Raw genomic sequence first — 17,818 nt, forward strand, 5'->3', positions numbered from 1 at the left:
AATTGTTTTTTAACAACAGATTGTTAGCAAATTCGGACACTTGGGGTATAATTCCCTATGTTTTTACACATCGATTTTACACGGCGGAACATGAGCATCAAACTTTCTAACAGAGTCCAGTCAGTCAAACCTTCACCCACTCTGGCGATTACCGCCCGAGCCGCGCAAATGCGCGCGGCCGGCAAGGACATCGTCGGCCTCGGCGCGGGCGAACCCGATTTCGATACGCCCGAGCACATCAAGGCGGCCGCCGTTCAGGCACTCGCCAAAGGCTTTACCAAATACACCGCTGTGGACGGCATCCCCAGCCTGAAAAAAGCCATCATCGACAAATTCAAAAAGGACAACGGCCTGGACTATCAAGCCAAACAGATTCTGGTATCCTGCGGCGGCAAACAAAGCTCCTTCAATCTGACCCAGGCTTTGTTGAATCCGGGCGACGAAGTGATCATTCCGGCCCCGTTCTGGGTTTCCTACCCCGACATGGTGCTGCTGGCCGATGGCGTTCCGGTAATTATCGACACCACCCAGGCCCAGCGGTTCAAAATTTCGCCGGAGCAACTGCGCGCCGCGATCACTCCGAAGACCCGGCTGATTTTCATCAACAGCCCGTCCAATCCTTCCGGCATCGCCTATACGCTGGACGAATTGAAGGTCTTGGGCAACGTGCTGAAAGAGCATCCGAACATCATTATCGCCACCGACGACATGTACGAGCACATCCTCTGGAAGGAAGGCACTTTCGTCAACATTTTGAACGCGCATCCCGATCTGTACGACCGCACCGTCGTGATGAACGGCGTGTCGAAAGCCTATTCGATGACCGGATGGCGCATCGGTTACGCGGCGGGGCCGGCCGACCTGATCGAAGCGATGACGACCGTGCAGTCGCAAAGCACTTCCAATCCGACTTCGATCTCGCAAGTAGCGGCGGAAGCGGCGCTGACCGGCGATCAAAGCTTCATTCACGACATGTGCGTCGAATTCAAGCAACGCCATGATTACGTGGTTGCCGAACTGAACAAGATCGACGGCATCGACTGCATGGAAACCGACGGCACTTTTTACGTCTTCCCCAACGTCGAAAAACTGCTGGCGCGCCTGGACGGGATCGACGACGATCTGGCGTTTTCCGAATATCTGATCGAACAGGCCGGCGTCGCGCTGGTGCCCGGCTCCGCCTTCGGCACGCCCGGCCATATCCGGATTTCGATCGCCACCAGCATGGCCAATCTGGAAAAAGCGCTGGAGCGGATCCGAAACGCCGTTTAAATTTCATCGCGGGCAAAATTTATTTGCCCGCGCTTCAAGGTCTTGGCCTTTCAATCCGGGCAAAGCCAAATCGTCTACTCAGACCGGACTGCCTTTATCGGGCAGTCCCTTTCCCGATGTTGATCACCAGCTTCCGGTATTCGCCATCGATGCCCACGGTTCCTGCGGAGCCAAAGCTTCCCCTTTCTGTAAAAATTCAATCGATATCAGATCGGGCGAGCGCACGAAAGCCATGTGGCCGTCACGGGGCGGCCGATTGATCACGACGCCCGCTTCCATCAGTTTTCGGCAGGTTTGATAAATGTCGTCGACTTCAAAGGCAAGATGGCCGAAATTGCGGCCGCCGGCATACTCTTCCGGATCCCAGTTGAAAGTCAGCTCGATTTCGGGCGCGTGCGTTTTCTCCGCCTGCTCGGTATCGAGCGGCGCATGCAGATACACCAGGGTAAAACGTCCGGCCTCGCTGTGATAACGTCGGCTCTCGACCAGCCCCAGTTTGTTGCAATAAAAGTCCAGCGATTCGTCCAGATCGCGCACCCGGATCATCGTATGTAAATAGCGCATGGCATCGGCTCCTGATTGAAGATATTTAAGAATAGTCACCCAATTGATGACCGCAATATTTGCAGAATTCCGCGTCGAAATCATGGCCTGTTCTGCCGCAATCGGGACAGGCGTCGTTTCTGATTTTTTCCTCGTTGTACGTTTTGATCAGTTCGGCGCTGTAAATGCCGGTCGGCACCGCAATGATGCCGTAACCCATGATCATGATGAGCGACGCCAAAAACTGGCCGAGCGGCGTTTGCGGAGAAATGTCCCCGTAACCCACGGTGGTCAGGGTGACGATCGCCCAGTAAATGGAGACCGGAATGCTGGTGAAGCCCGCCTCGCTGCTTTCGACGACGTACATCAGGGTGCCGCAGACCACCACCAGCATGAGCACGGCGTAAAGAAACACCGTGATCTTGCGGACGCTTTTACTTAACGCCGCCATCATCAACTGGGCTTCCGACAGATACTCCGACAATTTGAAGATCCGGAAAATCCTGAGCAGCCGAAGGACCCGGATCGACAGCAGACCCTGGCCTCCGGGAACCACCAGAATGAGATAGGACGGCAGAATGGCCAGCAAATCCACCAGTCTGAAGAAACTTTTAAAATACAGCCAGGGCCTTCGCACCGTGATCAGACGAAGAACGTACTCGATCGTGAACAGGACGGTGAAAAACCATTCCATAACAAAGAGCGCCTCGGTATGACGCTTGTGAATGAAATCGACGCTTTCCAGCATGACCACCAGCACGCTGAGCAGGATGCAGATGCTCAAGCCCAGATCGAAAATTTTCCCTTTCAGCGTCTCCGAACCGAAAATGATGGTGTTCAGGGATTCCCGCCAGGGAGAGAGGGAATTTCCTTCGTTGTAGCGAGCTTTATTGCTTGGCAGATTCTTTGCCGGCCTTTTATCGTGCCGTTGGAAACTCATCTTTCGTCTGAAAAATCGAGAGTGCGAGGAAACCGGGTTTTAATTTCATGATGCCTGAAACAGTCGATCGTATGATCGTTGACCATGCCGGTCGCCTGCATGTGGGCATAACAAATCGTGCTGCCGACGAACTTGAAACCTCTTTTCTTGAGATCGTTGCTGATGATCTCGGAGACGCGGGTCGACGCCGGAAGTTCCTCGTGGCGGGTCCAGGCGTTGTGTACGGGCTCGCCGTTGACGAATCGCCAGATGTACTCGTCGAAACTGCCGAACTCCTGTTGAACCCTGATAAAGGCCCGGGCATTGTTGACCGCCGCCCGGATTTTCAACCGATTCCGGACGATGCCGGGATCGACGAGCAGTGCTTCGATCCTGGCCTCGTCGAAAGCCGCCACCGCTTCCGCGTCGAAATCGGCAAAAGCCTTCCGGTAACCTTCCCGCTTGTTTAAAATGGTCGACCAGCTTAACCCGGCCTGCGCACCTTCCAGCACCAGAAACTCGAAGAGCCGCCGGTCGTCGTGCACCGGCACGCCCCATTCCAGATCGTGATAACGTTCCATCAGCGGGCTGCTCAGCGCCCAACGGCATTTGTTCATGACATCACTCGATTTCGAAAGACGGAAATAATATGCCAACGGCAAAACGGCTGTAAAGGCCGGCAAGTTGACAATAGGCCGATTAATCCTCATGATCAACGGCAAAAAACCACGAGTCCTGTTCGCCCATGAGTACCGACACCCTGCAATTGCGCCGCATCGCCATCGACACGTATCACGAAAACGTCGCTTACCTGCACAGAGAATGTCCCATTTACCGCGCCGAAGGCTTTCAGGCGCTGTCGAAAATATTGGTCAGTGCCAACGGCAGCAAAGTCCTGGCGGTGCTCAACGTGGTCGACGACAACGGCATCGTGCTGCCGGATCAGTTGGGCCTATCCGAGCAGGCCTTCCAGCAGCTCAGCATGAGCGAAGGGACCTTGGTCACGGTCTATCATGCCGAACCGCCGAAATCGATGGATGCGGTCCGGCGCAAAATCAACGGCGAGCGTCTCGATCTGGACGATTTCATGCTGATTACCAACGATATCGTCGAAAGCCGCTATTCCAAAATGGAAATGGCCGCCTTTCTGGTCGCGACCGGACAGAACAATCTCGACCGCGACGAACTGCTCTATCTGACCCGGGCCATGCTGGCCTCCGGCGACCGGATGGACTGGGAAGAAGCGCTGGTGGCGGACAAGCATTGCATCGGCGGTATTCCCGGCAACCGGACGTCCATGCTGGTCGTTCCCATCGTCGCCGCCCACGGCATGTTGATTCCGAAAACCTCCAGCCGCGCGATTACGTCGCCGGCAGGCACCGCCGACACCATGGAAATGCTGGCGGAAGTCAACCTCACGCCCGGCCAGTTGCACGACATCGTACGCAAGGAACGCGGCTGCCTGGCCTGGGGTGGCACCGCCCGGCTGGCGCCGGTCGACGACATGCTGATTTCGGTCGAGCGGCCTCTGGGCATCGATTCGCAAGGGCAAATGGTGGCTTCCATTCTATCGAAAAAACTGGCCGCCGGCTCCACGCATCTCCTGGTCGACATTCCGGTCGGGCCGACCGCGAAAGTTCGGCAAATGCGCCAGGCGCTGGCCCTGCGCAAGTTGTTCGAATTTGTCGGCGACCGGATCAATCTTCATCTGGAAGTGATGATTACCGACGGCCGCCAGCCGATCGGCCGCGGCATCGGCCCGGTGCTGGAAGCGCGGGACGTCATGCAGGTGCTGCAGAACGATCCTGAAGCGCCCGCCGATCTGCGCCAGAAATCGCTGCAACTGGCCGGAAGGATTCTCGAATTCGATCCCGACGTGCGCGGCGGGCAAGGCTATGCCATCGCCAGAGACATTCTGGAATCCGGGCGCGCCTGCGTCAAGATGAATGCCTTGATCAAGGCGCAAGGCCAAAAACCGGTCGATTTCCGTCCCGGTTCGTTGTGCCATGAAGTCATTGCCGACGGCGACGGCATCGTCACCGAGATAGACAACCTACAGATGGCGAAAATCGCCCGTCTGGCCGGCGCCCCGATGATGAGAAGAGCAGGCGTCGATTTATTGAAAAAGCTGGGCAACCCGGTCAAGAAAGGCGACATCCTGTACCGGATTTATGCCGAGTTCCCGGCCGACTTTAAATTCGCCCGGCAACTGGCCACGCAAAATAACGGTTATACTTTCGGCAGCGATGTCGAACTGATCAAACCGCTGCTTGCTTATTAAAACTTTACCGCCCTTATGCTGATACTCGCCTTTCCGGATTATCTTGACCAGACCCGGGCTCTTGCAGCTCATTTGCAAGCGCCTGTCGCCGAAGTGTATCTGCACCGTTTTCCCGACGGCGAAAGCTTCGTCGAACTGCCGGCCTCTCTGCCCGAGCACGTCGTTTTCTGCCGCAGCCTGAATCAGCCGAACGATAAGCTGGTTGAACTGCTCCTCGGCGCATCGACGGCCAAGGCAATGGGAGCCAAACGGCTTTCGCTGGTGGCGCCTTACCTGTGCTACATGCGCCAGGATTTCGCCAACCGCCCGGGAGTCGCCGTCAGCCAGAAGATCATCGGCCGCCTTTTGGCCGATCTGTTCGACGAGGTTCTGACCGTCGATCCCCACTTGCACCGGACTCCGACGCTCGCTCAGGCCATTCCCTGCAAAACGCCGGTGACGCTGTCCGCCTCCGACGCCATCGCCGGGTTTCTCGCCGGACAATTCGAACAGGCGCTGCTTTTGGGGCCTGACAGCGAGTCGGAACAATGGGTGGCATCGATCGGGAAGAAAACCGGCTTTGATTACGCCGTAGCTACGAAAAAGCGGCTGGGCGACAAGGAAATCGAACTTACCCTGCCCGAGCGCGATTATCGAGGTCAACCCGTCGTCATCGTCGACGACATGGCCAGCACCGGCAGAACGCTGGCTTCGGCATCGAGAAGTTTACAGGCGCAAGCGGCCCCCGCCGTCTATGCCGTGGTCACCCATGCGGTCTTTTGCGGCGATGCCGAGGCACAAATCCGTCAAGCCGGCGTCCAGGCCGTCTGGAGCACCGACAGCATCAATCACCCGACTTCACGCATCCGGCTCGGTCCACTGCTGGCCGAAGCTCTGGCCGCTCTCCGCTCTTGATCCGGCCCGATGGCGTCTTGATCCGGATTTGCCATGGACACGGCAGAAGAGACTGATTTACATTTCCCGTAACAGACCTGTCAGGTTTTAGAAACCTGGCAGGTCCTTATTCATGCGGCCTGTCTTGCTACCTCTGAGAAATTGAAATCGAAACTTTCGCCGGCGCGCTGCTCAAGCTGCCGTTGTTCGCCGTAAAGGTAAAGCTGTCCGTACCGGTCACATTGCGCGTCGGCGTATAAGTCAATACAGAGCCGGAAAGTGAGCTTAGCGTTCCTTTAAGCGGTTGCGTGGCAATGCTGTAGGTCAAAGAATTGCCTTCCGGATCGGAACCGCTCAGCGTAATGGTTTTGGCGGTATTTTTCTTGATTCTCACGCTCTGAGTATTGGCGGTGGGCGCTAAATTCGACGGTGTTTCCACGCCCATGACCCGATCAAGAAAAGCCTCGATATATGCGGCGACGGTCGGGTTCGGGGTTGAGCTCTCCTGAGTGCTGCCTATGTTGAGAAACAGCTTGACGTCGCCATGGCCGCTTCCGGAAACGAGGTGATACTCGCTGTCGGCGCCTGCGCCAAGCAAAGCGGTATTCAAATCCCGGGAAGCCTGCCAGGGTGCGAGCGTATCCTTGTCACCGGCAATCAACAGAGTCATCAGGGCGCCCGTAGTTACGTAATTGATGGGATTGGCGTTTTGATAATTGCCGGCTCCGGCATAAGCCTGGTAATTGGTCAGACTGCTCCCCGCCAGAAGATCGTAGCTGTAAACGCCGCTGGTTCCGATCATCGCCACGATCGGCGCGGCAGGATAAGCCGTGGAACCACCGAACCCGCCGGAAACATTTTGCGCCAGAGAGGCCAGCATGCCGAGATGTCCGCCGGCAGAGTGTCCGTAAATAATGAACTCCTGCGCTCCGTAATTGGTTTGCAGATAGTTGAGCAATCGGAGAATATTGTCCGGGTCGGTCGGATATTGGGCCGGGGTGGGGTATTCCATATTGACGGATGGAAATCCATGGTCACGGAACCATTTTGCCTCGTTGGCAAATTGTTCTTTCTGTCCTCCGATCCATCCGCCGCCGTGAACGACGAGCACAAAGGTATCGGGAAACCCTTTTGCCGTATAAAAATCGAATATCTGTTTAGGATCGCTTCCATAAGATACATTGGCCAGATCCGTCGAAGGCAATCGGTCATTACAGGATAACGCAGAGGAAAACATGGCAATTCCTGCATACACAATGGCCAGGAATTTTTTATTATGTTTTTTCATAAGGCATTTCCTTTATGGAATTTAAATTAAGACTGGAAGTATATAACGGGCATCTTAAGTGGAGCTTACGCGAATCATGGCCTTGTAAAGGACACTTGAAGAGACGGAGAATGCCGGAGAGGAATGGAAATAAAATCAGTGACGCGTCCTGGTTAGCGCCAATACCTGCCGGCCACCCCAGCCGTTACACCCTGGCGTATTTTGCGGAACCTATGGAGTCTTCAACCAGGACGCCGTCAATTGTCGTTTGCCTGGCATGAAAGAATGACCCGGGATAACGTCCGCGATCTTGTGGTGATCAAAGTGTCGGCACGGACTCGTTTCAGCCTTTATTTTGCCTGACTTTCAAAGCCGGCTTTTTATCCTTGGGCCAACGGCTGCGGAGTTGTCAATCAAACGGATCTTTTTATTCGCCATTTTCAAGGATTTGAAGGCGCCAAGAAAAACTTCGGCATGCCGATTGTCTGATTTATTGTTTTCCGGGACGGGAGTGAATTTGGAGAAACAGGATCGCCGGTTTACCATGCTTGATCGAAAGCTAGTAAACCGGCGACGAGAGGTAGTTTTTCGAAGCAACTCTTAATTGGTCACGTTAAAACTGTGCTCCGCGGAGGTGGAAAGGCCGCTCGAAGTGTTGATGATCGAAAAGCCTCTCGGGCCGGTCGGTGCGCCGCTCAAGATGTTCAGGTTCAGTTTGACCGCGGTGGAACTCACATACTCTACCGATTCGATCGCGCACCCTGCCGGACGAGGCAACACGGCCGCGGTGAAGTCGGGCTCGAATCCGGAACCGGTCAGGGTGACGGTCACTTTTGTACCCTTCTGGCCTGAAGCCGGCGAAATGCTGGAAATTGCGGGTCCTTCACAGGCATCGCCGGTGCCGTCGTTATCGCTGTCGATCTGGTCGGCGTTCGCTACGGCCGGGCAATTATCCAGAGCATCGGCAATGCCGTCCGCATCGCCGTCGGGATCGGCTACCGGCACGTCGACGGCCAGCAACGTCCAGGCATTTTTATCGGTAGGCAGCGTGGCGACGACTTGCTCCAGCGCGGTGTCGATCACCGATACCGTGCCGTCGGGCGGATTGGCTACGAAAGCGCGGCTGCCGATGCTGTCCAGAACCGTCCAGTAAGGACCTGTGCCTACGGGGATTTTTTTCGTTACCGACAGCGTGGGAACGTCGATGACCACGGTCGAATTGCTGTTGGCCGGCGAAAGATAAGCTTTCTGGCTATCTGGCGACACCACGATCTCCCAGGGCGTCGGGCCCACGGCCAGCGTAGCCAGTACGGGATGCTCTCCGGTAGGCGATGTGTCGTTGCCGCCGTTATACCACCAGTCCCACCAATCCCACCAATCATTTGAATTGCCCGAATTGCTGCTGCTTTCCATTTCGGTCGTGTCGACAATCGATACGGTCCCGTCGCCGTGATTGACCACGAACACCTTGGTGCCGTCGGGCGATATGTTCAGATTGACCGGCGAATTGCCGACCGGCGTCTTCGCTATAACGGACTGTGTCGCCAGATCCACCGTGGCCAAAGAATTTTCCCCCCAAACGCAGATATAGATCCGGCTGCCGTCCGGAGAGAGCACCATGCCGGTGGGATACGAACCCACTTTGAGTGTTTTTTTGACCGTATGACTGGCCACCTCGATGATATCGACTTTGTTGGAATCCCTGCCGCCGACATAAACGTATTGACCGTCCGGCGTCGCATTGATGAATCTGGGATTGTCCGAGACGCCGATGGTTTTGATGACGGTGTTGGTGGCGGTGTCGATTACCGACACCGTGTTCTCTTTATTATTGGACACATACACTTCGGATCCGTCCGGAGTGATCGTGGAAAATTCGGGTTCGTTGCCGACGGGCACCGAGGCCAGAACGGTATTGGATTCGGTATCGATTACCGAAACGAAATCCCCTTCCCTGTTGTTGACATAGACTCTGGTACCGTCGGGGCTGGCGGCCAGACGGGTGGGGTGCCCACCGCCGACCAGAATGGTTTTGAGCACCGTGTTGCTGCCCGGATCCACCACGCTGACGGTGCCGGGCACCGTATTGTTTGCTACATAGGTCAACGTTTTGGTCGCCGCTCCGGCAACCTGGGCGCCTTCCAGAATCAAGAGAAGCGACAATGCGGATATCTGTGAAATTTTCATACCGTGTTTTCCTTAAACTTCAATGTTAATCACTGGCAACCGAACCGATCGAGCGTGTCCATGGATTTTGACCACCAACCTCCTTCCTGGAATACGTTTCCGACGACTCTCTCCGGTTCTTACCGTCAGGTCATTTCGACGTCAATGTATCTCCTCCACTGCTTCCAATTCCTGAAAGACCGCTTCCGAGAACATGGGATCAGTGTAAATTAACCCTGTATCTTGAACATCCGGCGAATGTCACGATTTTTATGGTGATTTGTCCCTCGGAATTTCGGTACGAATCGGGATCTTTGTCCCATCGGCCAGCGGCTGAAAAACCGAAGCTATAACGGAAATTTATAGAAATGGGAAGTTTGGCGATGGGCTTCGTCGAATCATGCCGGAAAGAAGCCGGCAGTTCCTTGATGCCGAACTGTTTGTTAACATGGGTAGAGGCGAATTCATTCGCCCTCCCCGTGATATGAAAATGTTCCAGGAATTTCCGCTGCAAAAGCGGCGCCGACCGGCGGCGTCAATCCGACAAATAATATTCCACGGTGGAGACAACCCGGATTTTCTTGATGTGCGGATTGTTTTTGTCGCGGGGATCAATCGTGAACTGTCCCTGCGAGGCCTGCTTGATTTTTCCGAGCTTGCTGTTCGAGTCTTCCGCAAACTTGAGCGCCACCTCCCTGGCCTTGGTGGTGGCTTCCTGGATCATTTCCGGCTTTATCTGGTTCAGACCGGTGAACAGATATTCGGTCGGATTGTCGTAGTCTCCGCCTTTAAAGGCGATTCCCTGCTTGCCCAATTCCGCCAGATCGTTCATCGCCTGCCGGACTTTGGCGACTTTCGAGGAATAGACCGTCACCGTCTGCACGGCGGTATAGCGAAATTCGTCCTTCTGGCCGCTGCTGAACTGCTGGGCCGACTTGTCGGTAATCGACGGCAGGGAATGGGAAATTTCGGCCGGCTCGATGCCTTTCGAAACCAGAAAGCCTTCGATGCTCTTTTTGGCGGTTTCGATCGATTTGTAAAGCGCGCCGAGGTCGTTGCCGGCCTCGGTGAAAACGATCGGCCAGATCACGATATCGGCCGGCATCTCCCGCTCGGACAGGCCTTTGACCGCAACACTGCGCTCGTACTCCTTGAAGTGGACGGCGGCCCGGCCGAGCAGATAACCCAGCGAGGTCAGTCCAAGAAAAATCGACAATCCCAAAATCACGGCGTTTGCTTTATTGGTTTGATTCATTGCTTGGCCCCTTCTGTTCAATAAGATATTTCTCCGGTCCTCGACAGTCTCCGGAATCGGCTGCTATTAAATACCAACACAGACTTATTCACCAGTTTTTTACTTCATTTTCGGGCCGGTACCGTAGCTTACAGGCGTGCGTAGCTAATCGTTACGATGGGATTCGTGCCTCAACCCATGGTTCTACCAGGCTGGTGCGCGAATAGGATAGAGTGGGACACCGGGAACGGTGAGCCAGGATTGGTTCGAAACGGAGAAGGAGGCGGTGGCTGCTTGCGGAAAGCAATGCGAGGCCAAATTGAAAAAAGGGTATCGGTCCAGAATATGGAGCAGCTTTATTCGAAGAACTCTTCGTCGATCTTTCTGATATGGATAGTGTCTTCAATCCTGCATCCGACATTATGGCGGATCATAAGCCTAGCGAACTGTTCGCCATCAATGAGAACAATTCTTTTGCTTAAAAAGTCTGCGGTTTCCTTGGCTGACGGCGAGAAAGTCGAGGTCGTCACAAACAGGCCCTTTGCAGCTTTATGACGGTCGAGACTTCCGAAGAAGTCGCGAATATCACCCGCTCCAACGGTGTTGCCTGCGGCGTATCGTTTGGCTTGAATGTAAACGCGGTCCAAGCCAAGCGCGTCCTGATCGATGACGCCATCAACTCCGTTATCGCCGCTACGCCCTAAAGCCCGCCCTGCCTCGGTTGCCGATCCACCATAACCCATGTTCAGGAGCAAATTGACGATAAGCCGCTCAAAGAAATCCGATGGTGAATTACGGATACGGTCCAGCAAGTCTTGCGCAAGAGAGGCTTCGATCTTGCGATGAGCCTCCCTCATGATCTCATCGGGAGTTTGTTTTTGATCCTCCAAAGAAGAAACGTCGCCATCCATCCTGTCTTCCGTTGTATTTGTTCTTTCTCTGAATTGTTTGAATTCCTCATATTGCAAAAGGAATGCGTTATCTATACGGGAGGGGCTGGACTTCAAGGCATCCAAACCTCGCTGCGTGATCTTGAAATGGCCGCGCCGCGTGATCGCCACAAGACCAGCCTTGTTGAGATAGGATTTTGCCCAATGGACACGGTTGCTGAATAAAGTTTGCTTCCCGGAAGGCAGGAGTTCCGTGCGTTCATCAGGAGTAAGTCCTAACTGATTGGCAAGTTCTTCGACCACCTGCCCGATCCGGATTTCGCCTTTCGATGAAGTCTGGAGGACGGGAAGCATGAGTGACTGGTAGTCTGGTATAGGCATGCCGATTCTTTGCTATTGGGTTCGGATATTATTATGAATAGCGCTCGGTATTATTCCGCAGCCATTGCTCAAGCGCTTCAAATCTGAATTCATTCCCTTCGTATAATTCGGCGAGAAACGCATAAGTGCTTTGCGCGTCGGCGGTGATCTCGACGCCGTTGATCGCCAGAAAGGTATAAACACAGGCAAAGGCCGTGCGTTTGTTGCCGTCGATAAAGGGATGGTTTTGCGATAGACTTTCCCACAATGCCGCGGCCTCGCCGATCACATCGGCGTAATAACCCGATTGCATACGAAACAACGCCGCCTCAAGCTGGCCCGGATCGCGGATACCGTGCGCACCGCCGTAGATTTCGATTTGGATCCGCATGGATCGCCAGAACCTCGGCAACCGTCAGATAATCGGTCATTTGGCCAGTTTTTCATAAAGATCGGCATAGCGGCCATGACTGGCTTGATAGATGGCCATGACGTGCGCGCGCGGGCGGGTTTTGCGGTGTTTTTCCAGCAAATCGGCCAAAGCCTCATCGACCAGCGCCTGTATCTGACGACCTTCGGTTTTGGCCAATTCCCGCACCTCGGCCAATAAGGCTGAATCCACTTGCGTGGCGAATTTTTCGCGAACTTCCGGCATGGCGGCCTCCTCTAAATCAGGTTTTGCGGACATTGCAATCTATCATGAAGCGTCATGATAGATCAATATAAGCGATTTTAAGAGACATTTTATAATGTGGCCGCGTTCGCGTTCTCCAAATTAGTTTTTAAAATCAACGTCATCGTGCGGCGTTTCCGTCAACCCGCATGGTCGAGTAGTCCCCAAGGAACTGCCCCTTGAGGCTCTCACGGAACCGGACGTGAAACTCTCGCTCCATCCGGCCCTTATCATTCAACCTTAAATTTACCAATGGGCAAACAACCCGGGATTTCTCCCTTTGAAAGCACTGACTCGTCTAATGGCTTGCCCAGCCAGTAGCCCGGATGAAACGCAGTGGAATCCGGGATAATCGGGGCCCATTCGCCCCGGATTCCGCAAGCTCCATCCGGGCTACCGGCTACTGGCTTTTTTGTAGCCGGCAATCACTTGGCAAAGCATTAGAAATGCCGATGCCGTAAATCGCCTAAATCCGGTTGCCGCATGAGAATGCACTTCATGACTCACCCCCAAAGCAACGGCTTTTCGACCATCAGATAAACGATCGCCACCATCGCGGAGAACGCCGGCACGCCCAGCCAGAACCAGTAGCGGGCATAGCGGAAATAACGTTCGGATAGCGAAAGATTCCGTCCGGCGGCCTCCTCAGCCATGTTGCGCATGCGGATTTGCAGCACCACCACCGGCAGCCAGCAGGCCCCCGCAATCAGATACAGCACGATCGAAACCAAGAGCCAGGGCGTCATCAGCGGCAAACCGCTTTGCGCAAGCATCAGGTAGCCGGTTATCGGCTGGATCACGACGGTCGGCGTGGTAAACCACCAATCGGCCAGAACGACGTGGCGGTTGGTCGCCGCAATTGCCCGCACGTCGCCGTGGCGGTCGGCCATGAATTTGTAGAAGGCGCTGCCAAGCCCGGTACCGAACAACAGCACCAGGCTAAAGATGTGCAGGGTTTTCACGGTGAGATAACTCATGGCTTTTCCTCTTCAAGGACTAACAATACGAAGCTTGCTGCCAGCAACGGCAGGTTTTTGGTCAAGGGCCCGAACGGATGCGCCCAGTACTCGGGCAGGGTTGCCGTAATCACGATCATGTAAATCAGCATCAGCGCCACCTGACAATAAACAACCGGTCTTAACCGCCAGCCGATCAGCGTGGCGACGCCGAGGGCGAAATCCAGCGCCGATGCGCCGTAAAGAAAGACCGGATGCAGCATGGCCGGAACGCCGACCTGTTCGAGCAGCCGGTAGCTGTCGGCCACGGGATACACGAAAGCGGACACCCAGCCCGTCCACAGCCAGACGAACGAGATCGCCAGCCGGAGCATCGGCCTCATGAAATACAGCCGGGCATGCCAGCGATCGGCCTGACCGTGGGCGGATTCGCGCAAGGCCTGATCCAGGCTTTTCGGCAGGCGCCCCAGCCGTTTCGCGAACGGTTCGGCATCGGCCGTGTTGCCCTGTTTCAGCATGACGACCGCTTCCTTGTTCAACGCGGGTTCGTTCAGCCAGGCGCCGACGAGAGGCAGCGCCTTGACCAGGACTTCGGGCGCCGAAAAGAACTTCGCTTCGGGCTTCCCGAGCCACAGCCTTTGTTTTTGCAGCAAATCGGCAAGAGTGACCGGAGCAGGCCCCACGGCATTTATACTAAGGCGAGAAGGAACGCCATCCTGCAGGCAGCTCAGCACCAGATCGACCAGATCGTCGATATGGACCGGTTGCAGCCATTGCCGGCCGTCGCCGAGCAGCGGAATGCGGGGCAGCGCCGCCAGCCCCCGCAGCAGACCCATCGATTTGGCTCCCGGACCGTAAACCAGAGAAGGCTTAATGATGAACCAGTCGAGATCGAGCCGGCTCAGTTCTTCGTCCGCCCTGCCCTTGCTTGCGTAATAGCCGGTGGCGCCGGCGCTGTCGGCTCCCGCGGCGGAAATCTGGATGACGCGTCCGACTCCCGCCCGTTCGCTCGCCTTGAACAAAGCCAGCGGCGCGTCGGTATGGATACGGCCGAACGACTGGGCCGGCGTTTCCTGGATGAGACCGACCGCGTTAATGACGGCATCGATGCCGTTCAGATGGGGCTGCCAATCCGCGATGGCGACGGCCTGGCCGAAGTCGATTGGCAGCGTTTCGATGTCGGGATAGAGTTCCCTCAATCGCTCAGGGCTGCGGGTACAGGCAATAATATGATGGCCCTGCGCGTACAGTTTCCGGAGAAGATGCCCTCCGATAAAGCCGGTCGCGCCGGCAAGCAAAATTTTCATTGGGTATACTCCGATAGTTCCGTCATTTGAGAAATGAGCGGGCAAACATAAATTCTGCCCGATCGAAAGCGGGGCCTCAGGGTTTTACCTTCAGTAATTTCACGACGCTGTCGCCCAGCCTGACCAGTTGCATCAGGGTGTCGTTCGGCAGTTTTCTGAGCCGGTCGTACCAGTTCGTCATCACCTCCAGAAAATTCAACATGTCGGCGATGCGTTTTTTCACTTCGGGATCGGTTTCGGCGTCCCGGTCGGCCTCTATGCACAGATCGCGCAACAAGGTCAGGGTCGGGTCGATTTCCCGGCGCCGGCGCGCTTCCACCACCTGATTGAACATATCCTGCACGTCTTTGTGCGCTTCGAAGTGATCGCGCCGGTCGCCGACCACCACGTGGATGACTTTAATCAGGCCCCAGCTTTGCAGTTCCTTTAAACTGGTCGATACGTTCGAGCGGGCCAGAGACAGCGTTTCGGCGATTTCTTCGGCATTCAACGGCTTGGGCGACAAATAAAGCAGGGCATGGACCTGGGCGACCGAACGGTTCACGCCCCAGCGCGTCCCCATCTCTCCCCAGTGCAGAATAAAGCGTTCCATCGGCGGCGTCAGTTTCATAATTTTCTTTAATTTCTGTATTTACAGAAATTAAAAACCATACCGGCGCCGATGTCAAGAAGTTGAACGGACCGGCGGATAACAGGATCTAAAGGTCGACAGTACTTTAACGAATCCGGATGAGCTTGCCCGGTTCTCACGTATTTTTATGCGAAGGCCAAGTAAAGATAGGGTTCTCGAGACAGTAAGCGTACAATGCAATCGTCAACATCAGAGGCAAACCATCATGAAAAAAACAAGTTTAGCGCCGGCCCTGCTGGCTTTATCTCTCTTTACAAGCTCCGTTCTGGCCGATATCGAACTGAAATCCAAAGACGAGATAGCGGGCACCTGGAAACTGCAATACACCAAAAACTCGGCAACGGCCAAAGAAAACATTAACCGGGAAGACACCTGGGTATTCAAGGACGGCAAGGTCACCATCCTCAACATTCCGCGCGAAGGCAGCCATTATGACCAGCAGCCCGTCACTTACGAAATCGACAACGGCAAACTGAAAATCCCTTACGTGGGCAGATCCGGCTTCGATACCTTCTCTTTGGTCGAAATCAACGACAAGGCCATGGTTCTGAAAGGTAAATTCGGCGAAATTTATTATTTCACCAAAAAATAGAATGTTAAGAATCCTGGATTATTGCCGGAGACGGCAGTAATCCAGTACCGCCTCATTTAACGAGCGGTTTCTCTGCCTTCAAACCCCGCAATCTTTCCGCGCGCTATTTTCGCGCCGATCAGTTTTTCGACCAGGCGCAGCGCGTTGTTTTCGTCCTGAGAAATCAGCGACACCGCAAGCCCACCCCGCCCGGCCCGTCCGGTGCGACCGATGCGGTGCACGTAATCGGCGGAAGAACGCGGCAATTCATAGTTGACGACGTGCGGCAGATGGGCAATGTCGATCCCGCGCGCGGCCACGTCGGTGGCGACCAGAACGCGAATCTCTCCGGCCTTGAAACCGGCCAAAGCGCTGGTTCGGGCGCCCTGGCTTTTGTTGCCGTGTATCGCTTTCGCGGAAATTTGAGCGGAATTAAGTTTTTCGGTCAGGCGGTTGGCGCCGTGTTTGGTGCTGGTAAAAACCAGAACCTGCCGCCAGCCGTTGCTTTTGATCAGATGCGTCAGGAGCGCGGTTTTCGCGGTCTTGTCGACCGAATAGGCAATCTGCTCGACCGTATCGGCCGGTGCGTTTTCAACCGCGACTTCGATCTGCACCGGATTGACCAGCAATTTTTGCGTCAATTGGCGGATGTCGGCGGAAAACGTGGCCGAGAACAGCAGGTTTTGCCGCTTTTTGGGCAACAAAGCCAGAATTTTATTGATGTCCCGGATAAAGCCCATGTCCAGCATGCGGTCCGCTTCATCCAGCACCAGGATTTCGACTTGATTCAATTTGACCGCGTTCTGGGCAACCAGATCGAGCAGGCGCCCCGGCGTCGCGGTCAGGATGTCGACGCCACCGCGCAGGCGCATCATCTGCGGATTGATGTTGACGCCGCCGAACACAACGTCCGATTTCAGCCGCGGCATCAGATGCGCTCCGTATTTGACGACCGATTCGCCCACCTGGGCGGCCAGTTCGCGGGTCGGCGTTAAAATGAGCGCTCGCACTGGGCGATTGCGGTCGTAATGTTTATCCGCCAGGCGATGCAGGATCGGCAGGGTAAAGCCCGCGGTTTTTCCGGTGCCGGTCTGGGCGGCCGCCAGCAGATCGCGGCCCGACAACACCGAAGGAATGGCTTTTTGCTGTATCGGCGTGGGCGTGGTGTATCCTGAGTCGCCGACGGCGCGCAACAAGGGCTCGGACAGGCCGAGAGAAGAAAATGACATAGAAATTCTCGATTGGGAGGGATCAACATCCCTGTAGGGTTGGATTACGGCGCGCATCGGTGATTGGAACCGGACAATCGAAACGGTCCCGCCTTAGCGACCGCGCCGCATCTCGAAAAAGGCAGAAGAAATTTTAAGAAAACCGCTACCGGCGTCTGCCTTTTCTGCCGGAAGAGTCTTCAAAGTTGACTTTGAGCGGCTTGCCGCCATACAGAAAGCCGCTGAGTTTGGCGATGGCTGCTCTGGCTTCGTGGCCTTCCATGCCGATATAGCCAAAACCCTTGCATCTGCCGCTGAACAGATCGGTGACGAGTTCGATGGAATGCACTCTGCCGAACTCCGAGAATAAAGCCGTGACACTGGCTTCGGTCGCGTCGCTGGGCAGGTTTCCCACAAATAATCTTTTCAAAAGGTGTCCTTGGTGTGTGTGAAAAAGACTGTATGCGACCGGCGTTTTAACCCGGCATACAGCAAAGGGCGCTACGCTGATGGATTCGTCGCAGAAAAGAGGCAAGTCATCAGTTTGCTTGCAATCCCCTGGGCAAGCATAGCGTGAATTCGGGATTGGAGAAGACGTTTCATCGATTTCAACGATCTCCTCTGCCTCCAGTGTTGAAGGGGGACTTGGTATTGCGGCGACAATCCA

Annotated in this window: 18 protein-coding genes and 1 pseudogene; 5 read left to right on the plus strand and 14 right to left on the minus strand. The window is 55.1% G+C overall.

The genetic code is table 11. The annotated features are described in order from the left end of the window. Positions 1–90: 90 nt before the first annotated feature. Positions 91–1,272 (plus strand): pyridoxal phosphate-dependent aminotransferase, encoded by a 1,182-nt coding sequence (locus tag A3OW_RS0107000; RefSeq protein WP_020562716.1) that lies wholly within the window; start codon positions 91–93, stop codon positions 1,270–1,272. Positions 1,273–1,395: 123 nt separating this feature from the next. Here A3OW_RS0107000 and A3OW_RS0107005 read toward each other — a convergent pair whose 3' ends face one another. The 3 genes from A3OW_RS0107005 to A3OW_RS24295 are packed head-to-tail and all read right to left on the minus strand — an operon-like array spanning position 1,396 to position 3,351. Beyond that, positions 1,396–1,836, minus strand: a complete 441-nt coding sequence (locus A3OW_RS0107005) for a VOC family protein (RefSeq protein ID WP_020562717.1) — start codon at positions 1,834–1,836, stop codon at positions 1,396–1,398. Positions 1,837–1,861: 25 nt separating this feature from the next. Next, positions 1,862–2,755, minus strand: a complete 894-nt coding sequence (locus A3OW_RS0107010) for an ion transporter (RefSeq protein WP_020562718.1) — start codon at positions 2,753–2,755, stop codon at positions 1,862–1,864. Next, positions 2,752–3,351: a DNA-3-methyladenine glycosylase I gene (locus A3OW_RS24295; RefSeq protein WP_051091849.1), complete on the minus strand. Its 600-nt coding sequence runs from the start codon at positions 3,349–3,351 to the stop codon at positions 2,752–2,754. Before A3OW_RS24295 ends, A3OW_RS0107010 begins: the two co-directional genes overlap by 4 nt. Before the next feature lie 128 nt (positions 3,352–3,479). Between A3OW_RS24295 and A3OW_RS0107020 the strand changes: the two genes are divergently transcribed. Continuing rightward, positions 3,480–5,015: a thymidine phosphorylase family protein gene (locus A3OW_RS0107020; protein WP_020562720.1), complete on the plus strand. Its 1,536-nt coding sequence runs from the start codon at positions 3,480–3,482 to the stop codon at positions 5,013–5,015. A gap of 15 nt (positions 5,016–5,030) precedes the next feature. Next, the gene (locus tag A3OW_RS0107025; RefSeq protein ID WP_020562721.1) at positions 5,031–5,909 is read left to right on the plus strand and encodes a ribose-phosphate diphosphokinase; all 879 of its coding nucleotides are present in this window, start codon (positions 5,031–5,033) and stop codon (positions 5,907–5,909) included. A 127-nt stretch (positions 5,910–6,036) separates the two neighbouring features. Here the strand turns inward: A3OW_RS0107025 and A3OW_RS26310 are convergent, their stop codons facing one another. The 3 genes from A3OW_RS26310 to A3OW_RS0107055 all read right to left on the minus strand — a co-directional run bounded on the left by A3OW_RS26310 (position 6,037) and on the right by A3OW_RS0107055 (position 10,576). Continuing rightward, positions 6,037–7,176: an Ig-like domain-containing protein gene (locus A3OW_RS26310; protein WP_020562722.1), complete on the minus strand. Its 1,140-nt coding sequence runs from the start codon at positions 7,174–7,176 to the stop codon at positions 6,037–6,039. 579 nt (positions 7,177–7,755) lie between these two features. Further along, on the minus strand, positions 7,756–9,342 hold the full coding sequence (locus A3OW_RS0107045) for a beta-propeller fold lactonase family protein (protein ID WP_020562725.1): 1,587 nt from the start codon (positions 9,340–9,342) through the stop codon (positions 7,756–7,758). Between the two features lie 514 nt (positions 9,343–9,856). Then, a complete protein-coding gene (locus A3OW_RS0107055; protein ID WP_020562727.1) occupies positions 9,857–10,576 on the minus strand; it encodes an SIMPL domain-containing protein in 720 nt (239 codons plus the stop codon). Positions 10,577–10,802: 226 nt separating this feature from the next. Here A3OW_RS0107055 and A3OW_RS29035 point away from each other — a divergent pair. Next, positions 10,803–10,943: pseudogene (locus A3OW_RS29035) on the plus strand (hypothetical protein); the annotation flags it as partial. Here A3OW_RS29035 and A3OW_RS0107060 read toward each other — a convergent pair. The 6 genes from A3OW_RS0107060 to A3OW_RS0107085 all read right to left on the minus strand — a co-directional run bounded on the left by A3OW_RS0107060 (position 10,912) and on the right by A3OW_RS0107085 (position 15,351). Beyond that, on the minus strand, positions 10,912–11,826 hold the full coding sequence (locus A3OW_RS0107060; protein WP_026223389.1) for a restriction endonuclease: 915 nt from the start codon (positions 11,824–11,826) through the stop codon (positions 10,912–10,914). The pseudogene A3OW_RS29035 and the gene A3OW_RS0107060 overlap by 32 nt on opposite strands. 31 nt (positions 11,827–11,857) lie before the next feature. Next, positions 11,858–12,196 (minus strand): type II toxin-antitoxin system death-on-curing family toxin, encoded by a 339-nt coding sequence (locus tag A3OW_RS25900; protein WP_020562729.1) that lies wholly within the window; start codon positions 12,194–12,196, stop codon positions 11,858–11,860. A 36-nt stretch (positions 12,197–12,232) separates the two neighbouring features. After that, the gene (locus A3OW_RS0107070) at positions 12,233–12,493 is read right to left on the minus strand and encodes a hypothetical protein (protein ID WP_198291292.1); all 261 of its coding nucleotides are present in this window, start codon (positions 12,491–12,493) and stop codon (positions 12,233–12,235) included. Positions 12,494–12,981: 488 nt separating this feature from the next. After that, a complete protein-coding gene (locus A3OW_RS0107075) occupies positions 12,982–13,455 on the minus strand; it encodes a DUF2269 family protein (protein ID WP_020562731.1) in 474 nt (157 codons plus the stop codon). Beyond that, positions 13,452–14,741, minus strand: a complete 1,290-nt coding sequence (locus A3OW_RS0107080; protein WP_020562732.1) for an SDR family oxidoreductase — start codon at positions 14,739–14,741, stop codon at positions 13,452–13,454. Before A3OW_RS0107080 ends, A3OW_RS0107075 begins: the two co-directional genes overlap by 4 nt. A 76-nt stretch (positions 14,742–14,817) precedes the next feature. Then, on the minus strand, positions 14,818–15,351 hold the full coding sequence (locus A3OW_RS0107085; RefSeq protein ID WP_020562733.1) for a GbsR/MarR family transcriptional regulator: 534 nt from the start codon (positions 15,349–15,351) through the stop codon (positions 14,818–14,820). 226 nt (positions 15,352–15,577) lie between these two features. Between A3OW_RS0107085 and A3OW_RS0107090 the strand changes: the two genes are divergently transcribed. Beyond that, complete coding sequence (locus A3OW_RS0107090; RefSeq protein WP_020562734.1) at positions 15,578–15,964, plus strand: lipocalin family protein; 387 nt, start codon at positions 15,578–15,580, stop codon at positions 15,962–15,964. Positions 15,965–16,020: 56 nt separating this feature from the next. On the opposite strand, the gene A3OW_RS0107095 is transcribed toward A3OW_RS0107090, so the two are convergent. Together A3OW_RS0107095 and A3OW_RS0107100 are read right to left on the minus strand one after the other, a co-directional pair. After that, entirely contained in the window at positions 16,021–17,172 is a 1,152-nt protein-coding gene (locus A3OW_RS0107095) for a DEAD/DEAH box helicase (RefSeq protein WP_020562735.1), read from the minus strand. 145 nt (positions 17,173–17,317) lie between these two features. Continuing rightward, a complete protein-coding gene (locus tag A3OW_RS0107100; protein ID WP_020562736.1) occupies positions 17,318–17,581 on the minus strand; it encodes an RNA recognition motif domain-containing protein in 264 nt (87 codons plus the stop codon). Positions 17,582–17,818 lie beyond the last annotated feature (237 nt).

Origin of the sequence: Methylosarcina fibrata AML-C10, assembly GCF_000372865.1 — a bacterium.
Lineage (GTDB): Bacteria > Pseudomonadota > Gammaproteobacteria > Methylococcales > Methylomonadaceae > Methylosarcina > Methylosarcina fibrata.